This window comes from Bacillus sp. 165, assembly GCF_017742235.1.
Classification (GTDB): Bacteria; Bacillota; Bacilli; order Bacillales; family Bacillaceae_G; genus JAGHKQ01.
The window spans coordinates 16,372-34,604 of record NZ_JAGHKQ010000002.1 but is presented as its reverse complement, the minus strand read 5'-3'; the positions used below and the strand labels follow the sequence as shown (position 1 = coordinate 34,604).

Genomic DNA, 18,233 nt, shown 5'->3' with positions numbered 1-18,233 from the left:
CTCTATCCTAATTTTTGTACACTTGCATATTGTGATATAATTTTAACATAAATTTTCCAATTCCTTATTAAAAAAATAAGTTCGCTTTGTATTAAAGCGAACTACCTCAGATAAATAATATCTTTTAAATCGAACTTTTTATTTGTAATACCCAATCGTTGTGCAGGTGTTTCCATTGTTCCGTTCGATTTATTGGCAAAACAAAAGTTGTAATAAGTTCGCAGGATTGTGATAGCCATTTGAGCATACTTTGGATTGAAATTGGAATAGATATAACTTTTTCCATCACCACGGGCAGTGGTTAATGGTCTTTCTAATATGGATAATCTTCTGCGAATTTGTTGAATAAAGGTATTGGTTGCATTGTCATTGATATTCAATATTAAAGCAGCCACATCTTTCGGTTCCAACGAAGAAAGGTTTGTCGTGCAATCAACAGAACGCAACCCTCTATCAATCGTAGCAAGAGGATGCAAGATAGGGTTATCGGCATATTCTAGGTGCGTTCCTGATGATGTGGAAACTTCTTTGTGGAAATGATGGTGCTCAAACAATTCTTGTAATTGCAGAAATGCCAATTTTCTTAGAGAACCTGTTCCAAATCCTTGCATTGTTCCCCAATTAACTAAATCAACTCTTGCTTGAATAAATTCCTCACGAGCCTGTTTTCTAGTTTTCGTTTTATCCGTTTGACACAAGAAATGATGGGCATCAGATAGCCGTATTTCTTTTGAGAATACTCGGTTGATGGATGTCATAAGAGAATTGTCTTCATCGGTCACAAAACGCCACTCAGGGGCTTTTACGAGCCGTTTAATGAGCCATAGATGTGCAATTGTCGTGTAAGTTGAACCGACGTGTAATCCATCTGTGTATTTCATTCTTCGTTCCACCTGAGCCAATTCTTTATAATACTCTGTTTTACTTTGGGTATCGTTAGCCGAAGGTGGCATCGGGTAGTGAGAATACTTCGGATACCTGGCATACTTTTTTGCAAATTCATTCAGATGGTCTTCTTTTTGCAATACCGTATCGAGAGCAATATCTCCGAGTGTAATATCCCAATCATAGGCAACATCACTGCGAAAAACATATCTTGATAACACATCTGCCGACACCAAAATGTGGGTAGGAAATTGATTTTCTTCCACATCATCGTAAAGGCTGCCACCCATCCCTTTTTGACGAACATTGTTTAGATAGTAGGTCATCTTATCAGTATTAAGCCACATTTCTTTAAACTCTAATTTTTGAAGAGGTTTGGTTTCGTGTCGTTCGAGGAACTCTAAACACCTTCGATAAAGCAACTCCAATTTATCATAGTACGTTCCTCTGCCAATTTCTAAAATTTCACAGGTTCTCGTAACGGGTGTGCGACTTAATAACAACTTAGCGAAAAGATGATGAATATCGCTTCGTTTTTGATTGTAAGTTATAGAGTCATCTCTTCTAGGCGTAAGAGCTGTTTTCTTTTTACAAACTTTACACTGGAAGCGTTGCATTCCTAATCGGCTTTTTCCTTGTTTGTAAAAGCCATCAGGTTCATTAAATGGTGTAATTTCTTCTGCAATACAGCCCTCTTTATGAAATTCATATTCTTCTTCTTTGTCCTGTACAGAATTGATTTGTACCAATCGTTGTATTTCTTGTGCGACAGACCAATTGGAAAGAGTAGAAGTGTAACAACCTAATACTTCTTCACCATTCACTCTCGTTGGGTCTGGATTGCATTTGATAGACTTATGGTTAGATACTCCTGAAAGTTTATAGCGAGTTGGCTTTCCTTTGGTCGCAAATTTTGTCTGAGGCATTCCGTGATACCTACAAAATGGATTGGAACAATGATTGTATTGAATTTGATGTGTATTGCCATTCCAAGTAAATTCAGTAGGCGTGAACAGTAAATCTTTATACTTTGTTCCAAACTGCTTCGGTGTTAATACATCATAATCTTTCGTTCTATCCCCAATTTCACTCATTGAAAGAGGGGATAGAACCTCAATTATATAATCTTCTTTGGTAGCCAATCGCTTTAATTTAGCCAATATTTTCGTCACCTACTAAATCTTCAATTCCAAGCTGCTTAACCATCCTTCTGTTATTTCTCCTGTTTTCAATCCAAGCGATGAATTCTTTATCATCCAACAGGTTGAGAAGAAATAAATTGACGACTTCACTCTCGCTATGCTCTGTGTATTCTGCATAGCTTTTTACGATATTTCTTGCCCGTTCCGATATGAGCCAATCTACCTTTTCTGCATTTTGATTTTTGGGTTTAATGAACTTCATCCTTATTAGTCTCCTGTCTAAAATTGGTCATACAATTAGTATATCCAATTCGCAATCATTTTAGCACTCGTTTTAACAACACCGCATAAATTTATGTGGTGTTTCCAATTTATCTGCGAATTGATGTGTGAATTTGAGTATTTAATCTGGAAAGTATTGATATGACAACAAAAAAGGGGACACCAATTCCTATGTGAATTGTGTCCCCAATTAGATTGCTAATTAATGTTTTCTCCCCAATAACCGAACTCGTTAGGGGGAACCCATCATCTCTTTTATTTTTGAACAATTTGAAGAGCTCGCTGTAGTTCTTGACGCTCTGTCTCCGTTAGTGGAACTAACGGCAAACGTACTGAACCAACATCAAACCCGAGCATCTGTAATGCTGTTTTTACAGGAGTTGGACTAGGAGCCATGAAAACGGCTTTAGTTACCTGTACTAATTGCTGATGAAGCATTTGCGCTTTCTGCATCTCTCCATTTTGGAATGCAGCAACCATCTCTTGCATTTGATTTCCAAATACATGAGAGGCAACGGAGACAACTCCTTTGGCTCCAATAGCTAATGCTGGAAGCGTTAATCCATCATCGCCGCTGTATAATACAAAATCATCGCTCGTTCTCTCGATAATTTCTGTCATTGCCATTAAATCCCCACTTGCTTCTTTAACAGCGATTACATTCGGTATTTCAGCTAAACGAACTACCGTATCTACTGATATATTTGCTACAGTGCGGCCAGGTACATTATAGAGCATGACCGGTAGCGTCGTACTCTCAGCAATTGCTTTAAAATGCTGGTACAACCCTTCTTGATTCGGTTTATTGTAATAAGGTGCTACAAGCATGACAGCATCTACGCCGGCTTCTTGAGCTTTTTTTGTTAATTCGATTGAAGCATGCGTGTTATTACTTCCTGTTCCTGCAATAACCGGTACTCTTCCAGCCGCAACAGACACGACATGACGGAACAACGCCAGTTTTTCTTCTGTTGTTAACGTAGGAGATTCCCCTGTTGTACCTGCTACCACAAGAGAAGTCGTTCCGTTATTAATTAAATAATCTACAAGCTGTGTCGTTTTTGCAAAATCGATATTCCCTTTATAGTCAAAAGGGGTTACCATCGCAGTTGCAATTGTACCAAAATCAATCATGTTTTCACTCCTTATATTCCAAACGCTTCTCAACTTCTCCCGATAACTGAAAGGCCTTATGAAGCGCATTAACAGCTTCCACCATATCCTCCTCTTTTACAAGCACCCATATGGTTGTGTAACTGTCAGCGGATTGTAAAATTTGTATACCTTTTTCAGACAGGGCAGTAACAATTTTAGCTGTCACACCCGGAACTCCTGTAATACCGGCACCTACAATAGAAACTTTTGCACAATGCTTTGTTACAACCGGCTCATAGTTAATACTGCGCAATACTTCAATAGCACGGTCTGCTACATCATCACCTACGGTATAAGCCACTCCTGTAGGAGAAATATTGATAAAGTCTACGCTAATCCTCTCTTGAGCCATCTGCTTAAAGACTTGTGCTTGTAAATCATACGGTGCATCTTTTGCCAGCACTTTAATTTGTGTAACATTCGATACATGGGCAATCCCTGTCACAAGACGTTCCTGTACATCTCGCCCTTTGCTGGCTCCATCATAAGCAGTTACTAATGTACCAAGGCTATCTGAATACGTAGAACGTACTCGGATAGGAACTTTAGCATGCATAGCAATTTCCACTGCTCTTGGATGAATGACCTTTGCACCTTGATAAGCCATATTACAAATTTCATTATACGTAACAACATTCAAAGGTCTGGCATCTTTTACAATACGCGGATCTGCTGTCATCACACCTTCTACATCTGTAAAAATATCGATGTACTCTGCATTCAATGCTACGCCCAACGCTGATGCCGATGTATCGCTTCCCCCTCTTCCGAGAGTGGTAATGTCACCTGATTTTGTTTGTCCTTGAAAACCTGTCACTACCACGACATCTTGGTCCTTCAACGTTTGCAATATACGTCCGCATTTCATTTCAATAATTTTCGCATTTGTAAAGTCTGCATTTGTGATGAAACCCGCCTGCGCACCTGTAAATGCTGTTGCTTTAATGCCGTGTTCGTTCAGCATGTTAGAGAAGACAACAGACGAAATCAGCTCTCCGCACGATAATAGCATATCTTGTTCCCTTTTAGAGATGAATGCCTTCTTATCATTCACTAAGCTTAACAGCGTATCTGTTGCGTATGGTTCTCCTTTTCTCCCCATAGCAGAAACTACTGCTACAACCTTGTATCCATCTTCTAATGCTGTTGATATATGCTTTAGCGCATGCTTTCTTCCGTTGTCATCTCTTACGGATGTTCCGCCAAATTTTTGAACGATAATTTTCATGATAGCACCTCTTTAGAAGTCTACACTAACCCTAGTTTCACTAATCTTTCTGCAATTTGAACAGAGTTCCATGCCGCACCCTTTAATAAGTTATCGGATACAATCCACATGTGAAATCCGTTGTCATTATTTAAGTCTTTACGGATTCTGCCGACAAATACTTCATTTTTTCCTGCTGCGAAAAGCGGCATTGGATAATGCTGTTCCGCAGGGTTGTCTTCAAGTATAACACCTTCTGATTCAGCTAATAGTGCCTTTATTTCCTCCGCAGTTACACCGGATTTCTCCACTTCCACATATACTGACTCTGAATGTCCGGCAACAACCGGCAAACGAACACATGTGGCAGCGACTTCCAGCTCCGGCAGATGCATAATCTTTTTCGTTTCATTAATCATTTTCATTTCTTCAAACGTGAACCCGTTTTCTTCAAACTTGTCGATTTGTGGAATTGCATTGAACGCGATTGGATAATGCTTATCTAAGCTGCCTACCGGCAAGATTTTTGGATCCATTTCTTGTCCGCTCAAGAATGCTGCCGCTTGTCTTTTTAGTTCTTCAATTGCGGATGCACCTGCACCTGATACTGCTTGATACGTAGATACAATAACCTTATTCAAACCATACTGTTGACGCAATGGTTCCAATGCCACTACCATTTGAATTGTCGAACAGTTTGGATTGGCAATGATGCCGTTATGTGCTAATAAATCCTTTTCATTGACCTCTGGCACCACAAGTGGTACATTCGGGTCCATACGAAACGCACTCGTATTATCTACAACAATTGCACCACGTTTTACAGCTTCAGGAGCCAATTGCTTTGAAACAGCTCCCCCTGCGCTGAACAACGCAATATCTACTCCTTCAAAACTTTCAGGCGTTGCTTCTTGTACTACAAATTCCGCGCCTTTAAATTCTATTTTCTTACCCGCAGATCGTTTTGACGATAGTAAAGATAACTTTGCTATCGGAAAATTGCGTTTCTCTAAAGTTTGTAACATTTGTTCGCCAACTGCACCGGTTGCTCCAACTACAGCGACATGAAAAGAAGTTTTCTTTTCCATCACTATACCCCTTTCTAGGTCAATTTCTCTATATAGTACTCGTAAAAAGATGGAGCAGATACAAGCACCCCATCTTTATTAGAACAATTTTACCATATTCGAATGACAGCATGAGGATTTTTTCTAAAATTCTTGTTTATTTTTCATTCATATAGCGAAACTTTTCAACAATGACAGGCTGCAGCTGTTTCCCTTCTATTGCTGTTACAATAGTATCTCGCAGCAGCTCCATTCTAGCAACCATAGAGTTTGGTTTTTTCTCAGGCGCATCTTGCCCAAATGGTACAAAATATATATTTTTTGTTGCCATTAGCCGCATTAAATTGACACCATTGAGACCGAGTGCATCATTAGTCGAAATTGCCAGAACAACAGGACTGCAGTTGCGTAAAGTTGCTTTTATAGCCATCAGGACAGGAGAATCTGTCATGGCGTTTGCTAGCTTGCTCATGGAGTTCCCTGTCATCGGTGCAACTACCATGCAATCAACGGGAATTTTTGGTCCAAGTGGCTCAGCTTTTACGATAGAATCAATGACCTTTTGACCCGTAATCTCTTCAATTTTCTTAATCCATTCCACGCCTTCTCCAAAACGTGTGTTAGTTGTTTGTAATGTATAAGAAACTACTGGAAGCACTTCTGCTCCTTCGTCTACCAACTGCTGTAAATACGGCATAACTTCCTCATACGTACAATGAGAGCCTGTAAATGCGAAGCCGATTCGTTTCCCCTTTAAACTCATTTTGTATTCTCCTTTCTTACTTTTAAATCCTCTATCAATAATGCGGATAATACATTTGCCAAAATCTTACCCGCTGTTTTCGGTGCTACAATTCCTGGAAGCCCCGGTGCTAAAAATGCTTTCACACCTCTTTTTTCTGCATAGCGAAAATCGGTCCCCCCAGGCTTTGACGCCAGATCAATAATCAGTGTATGTGCAGGCATTTTTGCAATTACTGCTGCCGTAACCACAGGATGAGGAATTGTATTGATACAAATATCCACATCTTGTATTTCTTTTTCTAAGTCACTTAAATGGAACGGGCTAAATGTCATTTCTGTTATACGTGCCAAATGCTCAGAACGTCGTGCTCCCACTTTTACTTTTGCACCTAAAGCTTGAAATGCTCTTGCCACGCTCATCCCTGTTCTGCCAAAGCCGAGTACAGCAATAGAAGATCCGTGAATGGTATAGTCTGTATGCTGTATCACCATCATGATGGTACCTTCTACTGTTGGGATCGAATTATAAATAGCAACATCATCTCGTTCAAACAGCTTTACGAGTTTGCGATTTGTAGAGGAAGCTAACGTGTCTAAATAGGCATTGCTGATTCCTGAATAAATTGTAAAGTGATTCGGTGTTCGTTCGATTTGCTCTTGTGTGAGGACTACCTTTTCATTTGAAAATATTGTGTCTACTTGCCCCTCCATATTGGTGCCGGCTACCGGTAAGATGATTGCATCCAATCCATTAAAATCGAGCTCATCGATTTGCTCCTTGGAAGCCCCTGTAAATCCATGGTCTAATAGATCAAACCCTACCAGAGAAAGCTTTGCATCCAATTCTGTTAACTTTCGAATCACCTCTAGCTGCCTGGCATCTCCCCCTATCACAGCTATGTGCATGTCAGTTAACATATCCTACTTCACCTTCTTTTTTTCTATATTTGTAACCCCTCCAATCTGCAAGGGGCAGAACAGTATGATTATTGTATGTGTATAAACGCCTATCTCTTTGTTTTCCTCCACATCATATGTATCGTACGAGTACAACGTGATTGACCGCTTGAAAAAAAGAGCAGGTTCATTGCACTGTATGATGCCCTCCGATTACCTCCTCAGTTCGGTAATGGCATCCAGGCAAACTGAACATGTAAAAACCTATCCATGTCTTCTGCTTGGGACTCGTGTTATTTCATAGCAACCTTTCGTACCGATTAAAAAAGCTGAGCTGCAAGACACATATGTGTCTCGCAGCTCAGCTTTTTTTACCTTTCTAAATCAAAAATAATCATATCCTTCCCAACCTTTTTAATCTGGTCCCATGATATTCGAATATCCTGCTGGTTTCTTTTTAAACCGCTCCATTTAGCTGTGGGAATGATTAATGCCAACACCTTACCATCCTGTTCGTTAATCTCTAAATCCGCATGTCCGAGTACCCCCAAACGCTCCGCGCGCTGCAAATCTACAATTTCTTTTCCGCTTAATTCACTTAATCTCAATGCTCTCACCTCTTTTGTCCTATATACTAGTACCTATTCAGCTTAGTTAAAAAAAAGACCTGCGAGTTATAACTCGCAGGCTACTGAAGTGCTTTCGGTAATTCACCGGTAGGGCTGATAAGAGAAGCAGAAAATTCATTGGTAAACGTCTTTCCAATCAATGCATCCACTTTCTCTTTTGTCACACTGTTTATGCTTTCAATGATTTCATCAAGAGAACGATGCTTACGCAAAAGTAATTCATTCTTACCATTTCGGCTCATTCTACTGTTTGTACTTTCTAGACTTAACATTAAATTACCTTTTAGCTGTTCTTTGCTATTATCCAGCTCTTTTTGCGTAATACCGGTGTTCTTTAGCTGCTCTATTGTTTGCTGAACAGTTTCATATAAGGTCTCCAGTTGATTGTTCCCTGTTCCGGCATAAATAGTGAGCATACCTGTATCCTTGTAGGAAGAATGATAAGAAAATACGGAATATGCCAATCCTCTTTGTTCGCGCACCTCTTGGAATAAACGGCTGCTCATGCTTCCCCCAAGAATGTTATTTAACAAAATCAGATTGTATACATCCTTATCCCCTACTTCTAACCCTTTATATCCTAAACAAAGATGAGCTTGTTCAATTTCTTTTTTTCTAGCTATCGAATTTGCATGAAATTCCGGTTTATGTATATCCTGTTGTATGCTTGTTCCTTCATAGCTGCCAAAATACTGTTCTACAGTTGAAATAAACGATTCATCTACATTACCCGCAATGGAAACAACTACTTGCTCAGGTGTGTAATGATCCTTTACATATTGACGCAGTATGTCACCTGTAAACGTAGCCAAAGTTTGCTCTGTACCTAAAATCGGATAGCCCAGTGGATGATTTTCATAGGTCACCTTTGTTAATAAATCGTGTACGATATCATCCGGCGTATCCTCATACATTTTAATTTCTTCATATACTACATTTTTCTCTTTATTAAGCTCTTCTTCTATAAAAGTGGAATTAAAAAACATATCAGCTAAAATATCGAGACCATATTTTGCATGCTCATCCAGTACTTTAGCATAATAGCATGTATATTCTTTGGATGTAAAAGCATTCACTTGACCGCCTATGCTGTCAAATGACTCTGCGATTTCACGAGCAGAGCGCGTGGTCGTTCCTTTGAAAAGCATGTGCTCTAAAAAGTGAGAAATTCCATTGTTTCTTTCCGTTTCATTCCTAGAGCCAGTATGAATCCATACACCAATTGCAACAGAGCGTACAGTGGGGATTTTTTCTAATACAATTCGTACTCCATTTTTACAAGTATATCTATTTATCAAGTGCAAACCTCCTATTATGTAATATGCTCTTATGTGTTTCTCTGTAAATGGTTCAATCCTATTTGTTAATCATACCAATTTTTCAAATGTATGTCATTCAAAAGTCTATCGATCCATACGCTTTTCATTTAAAAGTGTAGACACATCTCCAATTTCATACCCCTGTTTTTTTAAATTTTTTATGAGTGTATCCAACGATTTTGCGGTTGACGAAGTTGGATGCATTAATACGATAGCACCTGGATGAACCTTTCTCATAACTCTATTGATAAGTACTGAAGGGTCCGGCCGCTGCCAATCAATAGTGTCTACAGTCCACATAATGGTCCTCATTCCCAGTTGAGAGGCAATGTCCACAACCGCATCACGATAGCTTCCACTTGGCGGCGCAAACCATTTAACTTTTTGATCAGTTGTAGCTTCTATTACTTCATTGGTTTTGACAAGCTGTTCTTGTATAGCGCTCGTTGATAATGTCTTCATGTCAGGATGTGTATAGGAGTGGTTTCCAACTTCTTGCTTCGCATCTGCAATCATTTTTGCTAGTGTTGGATTCTCCTTTGCCCATCGTCCTTCTAAGAAAAAAGTAGCTGTTACACCATGTTTTTTTAATATTTCTAACATACTAGGTATATATTCATTCCCCCACGCTACATTAATCGTGAAGGCTACCATTTTTTTATCTGGATGCCCGCGATACACAGGAGCAGGCGGCAAATCCCCCAAATGAACTTTAGGACTTATCTCCTTGATGACTAATTTTTTTTCGTTAAATACTCCTTCTTTTTGCATTTTATCATAAGAAGCCTTTATATCTACCTCTAAGCCGTTGTATCCTGGCATAGCTTTCCATATTTTATCGATAACAGCATCTTGAGGCGGGATATAGTATGCTTTTGACTTCTGCCTAATCTCCTCATATAATACATCCTGCGTTTTCGAAGCACTAAGGGCATCTGCTTTTATTTGCTGTAAGTAATGAGTAATATACGTATTTTCTACCAAGATATAGGCAAACAAAGCGATAACCGCAAGAAATGTCAATTTACCTAATTGTTTCATCCTCTCCTACCTCCTCGTAACACATTATGTACAAACTGTTTGGAGTAGAACGAAAAGCATTTTTCCAAAAAAGAAAAAAATGATCACCATGCTAAGAACATTTTTAAAGCGACATAGCAAGTTTTAGCAGCAATCAACGTCCCCTCTCTATGTTAATCTTTTCCGAAGCATGTAAATTTATCCCTTCTTATCTCACGTATTATTCAAAATAAGAACATTCTCCCTACCTTTAGAAGCACGATGTTCCCCTTTGAAAAATTGGGTATTTTTAGCTGTTCTCTTAGTTGCTTCTGTACGTACATCCTTCTAAAGGATGAGTATACTGTTTGCATGACAGATGTTTTCCTCAAGTATTGTCATATTTTATCCAAATAAAAAAGCCAGGGCATGATTCCCTGACTTTTTTTATTGCTGTTGTTGTTGTTCTTTCTCTTTTTGCTCCTTGATTACGGCTTTACGAGACAAATTGACGCGGCCTTGCTTATCTATCTCTACTACCTTAACCAAAATCTCATCTCCAATAGCAACAACATCCTCTACTTTTCCAACGCGTTCTTCCGCTAGCTCGGAAATGTGTACGAGTCCATCCTTACCACTGAATAGCTCAACAAAAGCACCGAATTTCTCAATACGCTTAACTTTACCAAGATACAGCTGTCCTACCTCTACTTCGCGGACGATATCTTCAATAATTTTTTTCGCTTTTTGGTTCATTTCTTCATCAACTGACGAAATAAAAACCGTGCCATCTTGTTCGATATCAATTTTAACGCCAGTTTCTTCAATAATTTTATTAATCTGTTTACCGCTCGGTCCAATTACGTCACGTATTTTATCTGGATTAATAGTCATTGTTAAAATTTTCGGCGCATATTGTGATAATTCACTGCGTGGTTCGGAAATCACAGACATCATATGCTCTAAAATTTGTATACGTCCTTTTTTCGCCTGCTGCAAAGCTTCTTCTAAAATTTCACGGGATAACCCTTCAATTTTAATATCCATTTGGAGCGCAGTAACCCCTTTAGATGTGCCAGCTACCTTAAAGTCCATATCACCTAAATGATCTTCCATGCCTTGAATATCCGTTAAGATTGTATAATGCTCTCCTGCTTTCACAAGTCCCATGGCAATACCAGCTACCGGTGCTTTAATCGGTACTCCTGCATCCATCATAGCCAGCGTACTTGCACAAATACTTGCTTGTGAAGTAGAACCGTTAGACTCTAACACTTCTGATACAAGACGAACTGTGTAAGGAAAATCTTTTTCAGAAGGGATAATCGGCTCTAATGCACGCTCTCCTAGTGCACCATGTCCAATTTCACGACGTCCTGGTCCTCTCATTGGACCAGTCTCTCCAACACTGAAAGAAGGGAAGTTATAATGATGCATAAAACGCTTGGACTCTTCTATTCCGAGACCGTCCAAAATTTGAACATCTCCTAGCGCCCCTAAAGTACAAATACTTAGCGCTTGAGTTTGTCCACGAGTAAAGAGACCAGAACCATGCGTACGCGCAAGTAACCCTACCTCAGAGAAAAGTGGACGAATCTCATCTTGCTTTCTTCCGTCTGGACGAATCTTTTCTACCGTAATTAGACGGCGCACTTCTTGTTTTACAATTTTGCTTAAAATCTCACTTGCTTGCCCTAGGGTATCCTCATTCGCTTCTTGTTCTTCAAGTAATCCAAGAACACGTTTTTTTACAATGCTAATTGCTTCTTCACGAGCATGCTTTTCGTGTACTTGAATCGCCGCTATCATATCGGATTCAGCCATTTCACGCACTTTTTGCTCAAGGTCTGCATCTACTTCGTACAACTGAATTTCCGTTTTTGCTTTTCCTACCGCTTCCGCAATTTTCTCTTGGAAAGCAATCAGACGTTTGATTTCTTCATGTCCGAACATGATTGCTTCTAGCATCACTTCTTCCGGTACCTCGTCTGCCCCTGCTTCTACCATATTGATGGCATCCTTTGTACCTGCTACAACTAAGTGAATATCACTTGCTTCTGCTTGTTCTACAGTCGGATTAATCAAAAACTCGCCATCTACACGGCCAACAACTACTCCAGCAATCGGACCTTCAAACGGGATATCAGAAATTGTCAGAGCCAAGGAAGAACCAAACATTGCTGCAATCTCTGAAGAACAGTCTTGGTCTACACTCATAACTACGCTTACTACTTGAACTTCATTACGAAATCCTTCAGCAAACAGCGGACGAATCGGACGGTCAATCAAACGGCTTGCCAAAATTGCTTTTTCGCTTGGTCGCCCTTCACGTTTAATAAATCCTCCAGGAATTTTGCCTACTGCGTACAAACGCTCCTCATAATTCACTGTTAATGGAAAAAACCCTACTTTTTTTGCCTCTTTAGATGCCGTTGCTGTTGATAATACTGCAGTATCGCCATAACGAACTAAAGCAGCGCCATTTGCTTGTTTTGCCAGCTGTCCTACTTCAATAGAAAGCTCGCGGCCTGCAAACGGCATGGAGAAGACTTGTTTTTCTTGAGTCATCTGCAAAAGTACCCCTCTCATACATTGATTTTATATGTACTTATATATTTGTAGTCCTATTTCTTCACTATTATTGCCTAAATAAATCATTCATATCAAGAACTAAGTATTTTTTCCTAACAAAAAAGCGGGAATCCTCCCGCTTTTTCTGACTATCGACGTAATCCAAGCTTGTTGATTAATTCACGGTAGCGTGTAACGTCTTTGTTACGAAGGTAAGTAAGTAAGTTACGACGCTTACCAACCATCTTCAAAAGACCGCGGCGTGAATGATGATCTTTCTTGTGAGTACGTAAATGCTCATTTAAAGTGTTAATTTGCTCAGTTAGGACAGCGATTTGAACTTCTGGAGAACCAGTGTCAGTTTCGTGAGTTCTAAAAGAAGCGATGATTTCATTTTTACGTTCTTGAGTTAGGGCCATCCTATTCACCTCCTTATAATAATCCCCAGATACCTAGCATAACGTTGGTGAATCGATATGCCAAGCAATGGTTCTAATAAAGTACGTTTATAAGAATACTACTTTTCTTCGGAAAAAGCAAGCAAGTTCTCTTGTTTTTGAAAATATTGCTCCGCTTTTTGTTTATCCTGCCCAATTTGTGCAACTAGCTCTGCCACTCCATTGAACTTTTTTTCTTCTCGAATGCGCATATACCATTCTACTTCTACTTTTTCGTCGTATATGTCTCCTTCAAACTGAAACAAATGCACTTCTATGGATAATTCTTTTGCCTCTTTATTAAATGTCGGCTTAAAACCAACATTACAAACACCATCATGCCACATATCCTGTACTTTCATACGTACGGCATATACTCCGACAGGAGGTAAAATAAACTCTTCGTTTAACGCTATATTAGCTGTAGGAAATCCAATTTGCCGCCCTCTTTTATCTCCATGCACTACCGTACCTGTAATTGTATAGGGTCTACCCAATATAGAAGGAATCGCTTCCATGTCTCCTTCACGGATTAATTTTCTTAGAAGTGTGGAACTCACTTTCTCTTCTTGGTACTCTACTTTTTCAATCACGCTTTGAGTAAACTCCCCTCTAGAATGAAATGGCAATGTTTCCATCGTTCCTTTACCTAGCCGGCCATATGAATAATCAAAACCAGCGACAACATGCTTGACATTTAATCCAATAATATAATCGTCAACAAACTGCTGCGGAAGTAATCCTGCAAATGATTCATCAAATTTTACAATATACAATGTGTCGATGTTTAATTCGGCAATGATTGTTTCCTTAACGGAAAGCGGTGTTATATACTCTACATGTGCATCCTTTTTCCTCAAAACAACTGATGGATGCGGATGAAATGTCATAACTGCGCTTTTATAGCCGTATTCCTCAGCTATTCTTTTGGCAGTTCGAATGACTTTTTGATGCCCTAGATGAATTCCGTCAAAATACCCCAACGCCATAACAGTTGGCTCTATATCCTCTTTATGCAACTGATGCGGATGTGTCAATTGAATAAGTTTCACGCTCAACTTCACCTTTTCCTGTACACAATTATCCTTCTAATTGTTCATTATATCTTTAACTCTTGATTATTCACAAGAACTTTTGTTGGCTTGAGCAGTTTTGCATGTTTAGGATGCCCTTCATAGATTGCAAGGCAATTCCCGGCTGCATCAAATACAGTAAAATAGGCTCCCTTTTCATGATCATGAGGTAAAAACCCCCCATTTTTCACTTTTTCTGCTCCCTCTGCATCAACAATAATTTTTGGAAAGTCTTGCAAAGCTTCTTCAATGCTCAATAAAACCTCATCCATTGTCCCTTGTTCCGTGCGTTCCTCAATTTCTTGGAGGGTGATACAGTCCTCCAAGTTAAAGTGCCCTGAAGCAATACGTTTCAAATCAGACATATGGGCTGGAAACCCTAATTTTTCTCCTATCATAACTGCAAGTGTTCTCACATATGTACCTTTGCTGCAATAAACACGAAATCGAAATGATACAGTTGGTCCCATAAAGGAATCTTCACTTGTAAGGAGTTCAAATTTGTGTATCGTAACAGTACGAACAGGACGTTCTACCTGTATTCCTTGCCGAGCATACTCATATAGTTTTTTGCCATTAACTTTTACAGCAGAATACATAGGAGGTATTTGCTCAATCATTCCGGTTAAGCTTTTCAATACTTCCTCTACTTCCTTCTTAAAAATAGGACGATTGACTTCTCTTTCCTCCACTACTTCACCAGAAGCATCCTCTGTCGTTGTAGAATAGCCAATGGTTACTTCACCTTCATAAGCCTTGGTTTCACTTGTTAAAAATTGCACAATTTTTGTAGCCCTTCCGATACAGATTGGAAGAACGCCTGTCACATCAGGATCGAGTGTCCCAGTATGCCCGACTCTTTTCTCTTTTAATAACTTCCTCACTTTAAACACGCAATCGTGGGAAGTCATTCCTTTTGGTTTATTTAATAATAATACTCCTTCCATGCTTCACCTCATATTTTATGTTTATCCTGTGCCAATTTGCAGATATGTAAACGCAGAAAAGGATAGACAATACTGTCTATCCGCTATTCTTCCTGCTGAGATTCGCTGTTTAACTGATGGAGTAATGTCTCGATTCGATTTCCATAATCGATAGATTCGTCAAATTCAAATTGAATCTCCGGTGTTTTTCGTAAACGAATACGCTGACCAATTTCCGCACGAATAAAGCCTTTTGCTTTAGCTAAACCTTTCAGCGTATTTTGTCTTTGTTCTTCATCGCCTAACACGGAAATGAACACCTTTGCTTGCTGTAAATCTCCGCTTACTTGTACATCGGTTACTGTTACAAATCCTATACGCGGGTCTTTGATTTTTCGGCCAATAATATCGCCAAGTTCTTTTTTCATTTGTTCTCCCACACGGCTTGCACGTAACTTCATACTATCACCTCGTTCCTAATACCATTCTACCGTCGTAATCGTGCGTTCAATTTCTGGAAAGGAATCAATCATATCCACTGCACGCTGAATTTCTTTTTCAGTAGAAACTCGATTAGACGAAACAGAAACGATGGCCAACTTTGTCCGTTGCCAAACGTCTTGATAATCAATTTCAGAAACAGACACATTATAACGCTGCTTTAGACGCGTTATAATGCGCTGTAATACCGCCCGCTTCTCCTTTAAAGAATGCGCATCATAAATTATGCACTCACATTGAAGGGCGGCTATGATCATCTTTTAATTTCTTCCATAACAAATGCTTCAATAACATCGCCTTCTTTAAGGTCGTTATATCTCTCAATTGTAATTCCGCACTCATAACCTTGTGCTACCTCTTTTACGTCATCTTTAAAGCGTTTTAACGTATCAAGGTTACCTTCAAACACAACAATACCGTTGCGAATTAAACGTACGCCGCTGTCCCGAGTAATTTTTCCGTCTATTACATAACATCCGGCAATAGTACCCACTTTAGAAACCTTGAAGGTTTGACGAACTTCAGCTTGGCCGATTACTTTTTCTTCAAATTCTGGATCTAGCATACCTTGCATCGCCGCTTCAATTTCTTCAATAGCTTTATATATAATACGGTGCAGACGGATATCAACGTTCTCAGTTTCAGCCGTACGCTTCGCATTCACATCTGGACGAACGTTAAAACCAATTACAATTGCATTTGAAGCAGATGCTAACATAATATCATATTCCGTTATTGCTCCAACGCCTGTATGAATAATCTTAACTTTTACGCCTTCTACTTCAATTTTTTGCAAGGAACCCGCCATAGCCTCTACAGACCCTTGTACGTCTGCTTTGACGATGATGTTGATTTCTTTTACCTCGCCTTGCTTAATTTGCTCAAATAAATCTTCCAGACTAAGTTTTGCTTTATCGCTGCGCTGCGCAACCACTGATTTTTGCGCACGTGCTTCGCCCACTTGACGAGCTTTCTTTTCATCAGAGAATACCATAAAGCGATCTCCCGCATTTGGCACCTCGTTTAAGCCTGTAATTTCAACCGGCGTAGATGGACCTGCTTCTTTCACACGGCGTCCGATATCATTGACCATTGCACGAACACGGCCGTACGTTGATCCTACTACTATTGGGTCTCCTACATGAAGAGTACCGTTTTGTACTAATAATGTTGCTATAGACCCTTTTCCTTTATCCAATTGTGCTTCAATAACAGTACCTGTCGCTAAACGGTTAGGGTTTGCTTTAAATTCCTCCACTTCACTCACTAGCAGAATCATTTCTAGCAACGTATCAATTCCGTCTCCTGTCAAAGCAGAAAGTGGAACAAAAATTGTGTCGCCGCCCCAAGCCTCAGGAATAAGACCAAACTCTGTTAACTCTTGCATAACACGGTCCGGATTTGCAGCAGGCTTATCCATTTTATTCACAGCAATGATAATCGGTACTTCAGCAGCTTTAGCATGGTTAATTGCCTCAATCGTTTGCGGCATTACACCATCATCAGCAGCTACTACAAGAATAGTAATATCCGTTACTTGCGCTCCACGTGCACGCATTGTTGTAAATGCAGCATGTCCAGGAGTATCTAAGAACGTAATTTTCTTATCGTTGATTTCTACCTGATACGCCCCGATATGCTGGGTAATTCCACCAGCTTCGCCTTCTGTTACTTTAGAATTACGGATAGAATCCAGTAATGTAGTTTTTCCATGGTCAACGTGTCCCATTATTGTTACTACTGCTGGACGCTCAATTAAGTTTGCTTCGGCATCCTCTTCATCAATGAAAGTTTCAAATTCAGTTTCATCAATTACAATTTCTTCTTCTACTTCGATTCCGTATTCGCCAGCAATCAATTCAATTGTATCTTTATCTAGATCTTGGTTAATAGTTGCCATAATACCAAGCAAGAATAATTTTTTAATGATTTCAGAAGGTTCCTTACCAAGCTTTTTCCCTAATTCTCCTACTGTTAAAGAGCCACTGAAAATAATTTTATCAGGAAGATCAGATGAACCCGCTTTTCCTTGTCTTTGTCCCATTTTATTTCCTGGAGCAAAGCGTTCTTGACGAGGATTATCTTGTCCCTGCTTTTTATCTTTCTTTTTCTTTTTATTGCTGTTTTTCTTTCCACGAGCCACTTCCTGTGCAGCATCTGCCTCTTCATCAAATTGTTCTACAATAGAACGTTTTTCAGGCTGGGCCTTACTTGATTCCGCTGCTTCTGCAGACGGGTTTAATTTGTTGTCCAATTTTCCAATTACATCATCATCTAACATAGCCATATGGTTTGCAACCTCAATATTCATTTCTTTCAACTTTGTAATCACTTCTTTGCTTGATATATTATTTGTCTTAGCATATTCATATACTCGAATCTTACTCATACGTTCACCC

Annotated in this window: 17 protein-coding genes; all 17 read right to left on the bottom strand. The window is 39.4% G+C overall.

The window, feature by feature from the left end; translation table 11 throughout:
- Positions 1 to 101 precede the first annotated feature (101 nt).
- Positions 102 to 2,045 carry an insertion element protein gene (locus J7Q84_RS04080; RefSeq protein ID WP_209093169.1) on the bottom strand — a complete coding sequence of 648 codons (1,944 nt, stop codon included), beginning with the start codon at positions 2,043 to 2,045 and terminating at the stop codon, positions 102 to 104.
- Positions 2,038 to 2,289, bottom strand: coding sequence for a hypothetical protein (locus J7Q84_RS04075; protein WP_209093168.1), 252 nt, complete (start codon positions 2,287 to 2,289; stop codon positions 2,038 to 2,040). Before J7Q84_RS04075 ends, J7Q84_RS04080 begins: the two co-directional genes overlap by 8 nt.
- Before the next feature lie 275 nt (positions 2,290 to 2,564).
- Positions 2,565 to 3,443 (bottom strand): 4-hydroxy-tetrahydrodipicolinate synthase, encoded by an 879-nt coding sequence (dapA, locus tag J7Q84_RS04070; RefSeq protein WP_209093167.1) that lies wholly within the window; start codon positions 3,441 to 3,443, stop codon positions 2,565 to 2,567.
- A 4-nt stretch (positions 3,444 to 3,447) separates the two neighbouring features.
- Complete coding sequence (gene dapG, locus J7Q84_RS04065) at positions 3,448 to 4,692, bottom strand: aspartate kinase (RefSeq protein ID WP_209093166.1); 1,245 nt, start codon at positions 4,690 to 4,692, stop codon at positions 3,448 to 3,450.
- A gap of 20 nt (positions 4,693 to 4,712) precedes the next feature.
- Positions 4,713 to 5,759 (bottom strand): aspartate-semialdehyde dehydrogenase, encoded by a 1,047-nt coding sequence (asd, locus tag J7Q84_RS04060; RefSeq protein WP_209093165.1) that lies wholly within the window; start codon positions 5,757 to 5,759, stop codon positions 4,713 to 4,715.
- A gap of 136 nt (positions 5,760 to 5,895) precedes the next feature.
- Positions 5,896 to 6,501 carry a dipicolinate synthase subunit B gene (locus J7Q84_RS04055; protein WP_209093164.1) on the bottom strand — a complete coding sequence of 202 codons (606 nt, stop codon included), beginning with the start codon at positions 6,499 to 6,501 and terminating at the stop codon, positions 5,896 to 5,898.
- On the bottom strand, positions 6,498 to 7,400 hold the full coding sequence (gene dpaA, locus J7Q84_RS04050; RefSeq protein ID WP_209093163.1) for a dipicolinic acid synthetase subunit A: 903 nt from the start codon (positions 7,398 to 7,400) through the stop codon (positions 6,498 to 6,500). The genes J7Q84_RS04055 and dpaA overlap by 4 nt, the downstream gene beginning before the upstream one ends.
- A gap of 350 nt (positions 7,401 to 7,750) precedes the next feature.
- A complete protein-coding gene (locus tag J7Q84_RS04045; protein ID WP_209093162.1) occupies positions 7,751 to 7,987 on the bottom strand; it encodes a YlmC/YmxH family sporulation protein in 237 nt (78 codons plus the stop codon).
- Positions 7,988 to 8,067: 80 nt separating this feature from the next.
- Positions 8,068 to 9,306: a M16 family metallopeptidase gene (locus tag J7Q84_RS04040; protein WP_209093161.1), complete on the bottom strand. Its 1,239-nt coding sequence runs from the start codon at positions 9,304 to 9,306 to the stop codon at positions 8,068 to 8,070.
- Positions 9,307 to 9,411: 105 nt separating this feature from the next.
- On the bottom strand, positions 9,412 to 10,368 hold the full coding sequence (locus J7Q84_RS04035) for a polysaccharide deacetylase family protein (protein ID WP_209093160.1): 957 nt from the start codon (positions 10,366 to 10,368) through the stop codon (positions 9,412 to 9,414).
- 405 nt (positions 10,369 to 10,773) lie between these two features.
- Positions 10,774 to 12,894 carry a polyribonucleotide nucleotidyltransferase gene (gene pnp / locus J7Q84_RS04030; protein ID WP_209093157.1) on the bottom strand — a complete coding sequence of 707 codons (2,121 nt, stop codon included), beginning with the start codon at positions 12,892 to 12,894 and terminating at the stop codon, positions 10,774 to 10,776.
- Positions 12,895 to 13,046: 152 nt separating this feature from the next.
- Positions 13,047 to 13,316, bottom strand: a complete 270-nt coding sequence (gene rpsO, locus J7Q84_RS04025) for a 30S ribosomal protein S15 (RefSeq protein ID WP_209093155.1) — start codon at positions 13,314 to 13,316, stop codon at positions 13,047 to 13,049.
- Positions 13,317 to 13,414: 98 nt separating this feature from the next.
- Positions 13,415 to 14,386, bottom strand: a complete 972-nt coding sequence (ribF, locus tag J7Q84_RS04020) for a bifunctional riboflavin kinase/FAD synthetase (protein WP_209093153.1) — start codon at positions 14,384 to 14,386, stop codon at positions 13,415 to 13,417.
- Positions 14,387 to 14,433: 47 nt separating this feature from the next.
- The gene (truB, locus tag J7Q84_RS04015; RefSeq protein ID WP_209093152.1) at positions 14,434 to 15,354 is read right to left on the bottom strand and encodes a tRNA pseudouridine(55) synthase TruB; all 921 of its coding nucleotides are present in this window, start codon (positions 15,352 to 15,354) and stop codon (positions 14,434 to 14,436) included.
- Positions 15,355 to 15,437: 83 nt separating this feature from the next.
- Positions 15,438 to 15,794 carry a 30S ribosome-binding factor RbfA gene (rbfA, locus tag J7Q84_RS04010; RefSeq protein ID WP_209093150.1) on the bottom strand — a complete coding sequence of 119 codons (357 nt, stop codon included), beginning with the start codon at positions 15,792 to 15,794 and terminating at the stop codon, positions 15,438 to 15,440.
- A 15-nt stretch (positions 15,795 to 15,809) separates the two neighbouring features.
- Positions 15,810 to 16,091 (bottom strand): DUF503 domain-containing protein, encoded by a 282-nt coding sequence (locus tag J7Q84_RS04005; protein WP_209093149.1) that lies wholly within the window; start codon positions 16,089 to 16,091, stop codon positions 15,810 to 15,812.
- On the bottom strand, positions 16,088 to 18,223 hold the full coding sequence (gene infB, locus J7Q84_RS04000) for a translation initiation factor IF-2 (protein WP_209093148.1): 2,136 nt from the start codon (positions 18,221 to 18,223) through the stop codon (positions 16,088 to 16,090). Before infB ends, J7Q84_RS04005 begins: the two co-directional genes overlap by 4 nt.
- Between the last annotated feature and the right edge of the window lie 10 nt (positions 18,224 to 18,233).